At 38.4% G+C, this 3062-nt stretch carries 3 protein-coding genes and 2 pseudogenes; 1 reads left to right on the forward strand and 4 read right to left on the reverse strand.

The annotated features are described in order from the left end of the window. Positions 1-178: 178 nt before the first annotated feature. A pseudogene (locus BGK49_RS31675) lies at positions 179-278 on the forward strand (T3SS effector OspC family protein); the annotation flags it as partial. A 157-nt stretch (positions 279-435) separates the two neighbouring features. Here the strand turns inward: BGK49_RS31675 and BGK49_RS31440 are convergent. The 4 genes and pseudogenes from BGK49_RS31440 to BGK49_RS29345 all read right to left on the reverse strand — a co-directional run. Beyond that, complete coding sequence (locus BGK49_RS31440; protein ID WP_000537156.1) at positions 436-558, reverse strand: hypothetical protein; 123 nt, start codon at positions 556-558, stop codon at positions 436-438. A 72-nt stretch (positions 559-630) separates the two neighbouring features. Continuing rightward, the gene (gene phoN2 / locus BGK49_RS11410) at positions 631-1371 is read right to left on the reverse strand and encodes a PAP2 family phosphatase PhoN2 (RefSeq protein WP_000850660.1); all 741 of its coding nucleotides are present in this window, start codon (positions 1369-1371) and stop codon (positions 631-633) included. A gap of 327 nt (positions 1372-1698) precedes the next feature. Further along, positions 1699-2565: a type 3 secretion system effector OspB gene (gene ospB, locus BGK49_RS11415; protein WP_001046941.1), complete on the reverse strand. Its 867-nt coding sequence runs from the start codon at positions 2563-2565 to the stop codon at positions 1699-1701. A 249-nt stretch (positions 2566-2814) separates the two neighbouring features. Beyond that, positions 2815-2943, reverse strand: a pseudogene (locus BGK49_RS29345) (DUF3440 domain-containing protein); the annotation flags it as partial. Positions 2944-3062 lie beyond the last annotated feature (119 nt).

The following is a 3062-nucleotide window of genomic DNA, read 5'->3' on the forward strand; positions in this document are numbered from 1 at the left end:
AGTAGCTGAACAGGAGGGACAGCTGATAGAAACAGAAGCCACTGGAGCACCTCAAAAACACCATCATACACTAAATCAGTAAGTTGGCAGCATCACCGGTTCCCACTACTTATTTGGTGGACACCACTTTGTCTAATTCGTCAGATTCTGACCAGACGGTTCAGGCTGTACGCTTACGGACACTATGCTTGACAATGCAATGAAAAGCAAAGATTCAAAAATGATTGATTTTTTTATTAAAAAATGGAGCGGTATCAGGCAAACGATTTGAGAGGTGACCTAAAATATATTTAGGTTGTGCCCTGAATCTGAAGTTGTCATTTCTGTTATATTGATCGACATAGGGGATGGTGCAGACCGTTCCCCTGCAACACCACATTGCATGTGGTGAACGGAACCGCCCCGAGTTTCCTAGAGAACGTTTTATCTGTGAACTCAGGTTGCCAGATCATCGTTTCCGATGGCAGCATAATAAGCTTTTTCTGCTTCTGCCGGAGGGATATGTCCCAGCCTTTCCAGTAATCCCTTAAATTCAGGGGTAAAACGTGGTGTGCCCATAGACTCCTCCTATGCTCATATAGGGTAGATTTGTCTATGGGCCCTCCATAGCCTGATACAGGCTGTCCAGCTTTATGGGGTCAGTTCATTGGTAGGAGTATTTAATTCTTCAAACTCTTTTTTGGCTTCGCTAAGGCTTTTGGTAAATTCAGGTGTATTATGAAGTACTGCAACAACCGATGCTCCCATTAAACGCCCAGCCTCTACATCGCTTTGCCAATGCGCACCGCAGATGACCCGACTTTCTCCAAACTCATATCCACGTCGAAGTATTTCCGCTTTACGTTGAGGATTAATCTCCGCAAGTATCAGTGCTACTGCCCAACCAAAGGATGCATGACCAGAGGGATAAGAGCCAGTGATAGCCATTTTCTCATCTTTATCAGGTGTACAGGTTGCGTCTTTATAAATAACGAATGGACGAACTCTTTTATAATATTCTTTGGCGTTACGCACGGCGTAATCATGGCTATCCTGTAGTACTTGTGTTAACAACTGATATAAGATTGGGGTATTTTCCCTTGAAATATCCATGCCATAAGCATCTGAAAATGCAAGACCAAAATTCTCGTAGTATGCATCTTCGCTAGCGAGACGTACACGATTAGCATCCCGGAGCGAGCGGCCGAATTCATAATGAGCTTTGTCAGCCTGAAATACTACTGAATCCTCTGCCGGAGGCGGCGGAAGTATTGACAAACTGTCTGGTGAAGTTTGTTGAGTGAGAAAACCTTCTGCCTTCAGAGCATTTGCTGAGGGGATAAAAATCATATTTGTAGCAATACAAAAAAGAAGAAAGTTTTTGGTTTTCATAATTTATTTCCTTAGCATAATTAATTGATGATTTTGGTCAGCTGTAAAAAACGAGCTGTGTTACAAAAAACACAAGTCATGCGGAAAAATTTGAACAGAGTGATGGAAAAACAAAAAATAGTCTTATATTAAAGTAATAACATTATTTTTCATATTTACGAAAAATAATGTGGTAAAAGAATGATGTTTTTTATCTATTTGTTCGTATCGTTTTGTCTCTGTATTATGATGATTTGTGATTTTCCCTCATAGGGAGCACCTTTCTACTAAAGAAAAAATAACTTCATCTTAAATGCAAACAATTAACTATAGGTTAAAATTTTTATACTAATCCAGTTCTTTATTGATAATAAAAGTCTTTTTCTGAGAGCTTCTTTTTACTGTATGCTCCGGATCAGCAGGAATTGAAGTTGAACGATAATGTGAGTAGGGAAAAAGCTCTTGACCATAGTGAACTCCATATCCATGATAGCCGGATATTTTTAGACCATCACTCAATGACTCATCGTTTTCAAGGTGTTTTTTTATCTGCTCTAGCAAAGATTCTTTTTCCTTAAAAAAAGGCAGAGAGTTAAGGATACAAGAAAGACTTTCAGCAGGGGCATTGTTAAAATTTTTAGGAGCCACTTTATCAGCGGAGCCGCATGAAGTAAAACGGATATCTTTCACATTTAGAATACCACAGTCTTTCATTCTTGAAATGATTGTTTGTACATCAATAAGTTCCGAACCAAGGCCTAATTGATGAGAACCAGGACTACCGTGCCCAAGAATATAAACCTTATTATACTCTTTAAAATCAGTGTCGTTTACTGTTTTTATTTTCGCTTTTTTTACAGAAAAATAAGCAGCAGCATTCAATGCGTCATCATCATTATTTATTACTATTGGTTCACTCTGTGGTAGCCATGATTCAGCCATTTTTAGAAAATCATTTTTACTTTTTTCATTTTTAAAAACATAATCATATAACATCTTGTTCTTAAATACTCTTGGTATTTGTTGTCCCATAATAGATAGAACATCATTGCTATCACAAAAACCTTTCTCTCCTAAAAAAACCAATGCTGCTTTTGGGTGAGTACATGATGAATTTTTTACGCTTTTTATTATATGTGCAAATGCAATATCTGATATGCTTTCATTCTTTTTATTGACTATTCTACAGTATGGTCTAACACCATCTAAATTCATACCTACATGACTCCATATATTGTTTTATAAACATCATAGTAAAGGGTGTTATATTTTCATATAGTATGCAAGCTTCTTTGTATACTATGATTTAAAAAAACGGAACAAAAATGCAATTATATTCTGGCATTGTTTAATGCGGTTTGTCTTTTTTATTCATTATTTCAATGAAAGAATTTCAACTACAAAGTTAATTGATCCTACCTACATAATATAGACACAGTACCTAAAGTACCGTGGAGATCATCCGGGGAAGCCCCGGGTCTGATACCAGTGCAGGTAGACCGCTATCTTGTTCCGGTAATGTTCTGCCGTTCTTTACGGCATCACCTCTAGCAGAAACATCGCGTAACTGCGCCAAGTATGATGAACTTCTCTTACCGCTGCTAGACTGGCCCCCGCAGTCGTCACACTGATGATACGGATGTGCTTCTCCGTATACACCATGTTATCGGAGAGCTGCCCACGTATGGTTATCGTCGGGTATGGGCGCTGCT

This window comes from Shigella sp. FC1544 (assembly GCF_001722145.1).
Lineage (GTDB): Bacteria > Pseudomonadota > Gammaproteobacteria > Enterobacterales > Enterobacteriaceae > Escherichia > Escherichia coli.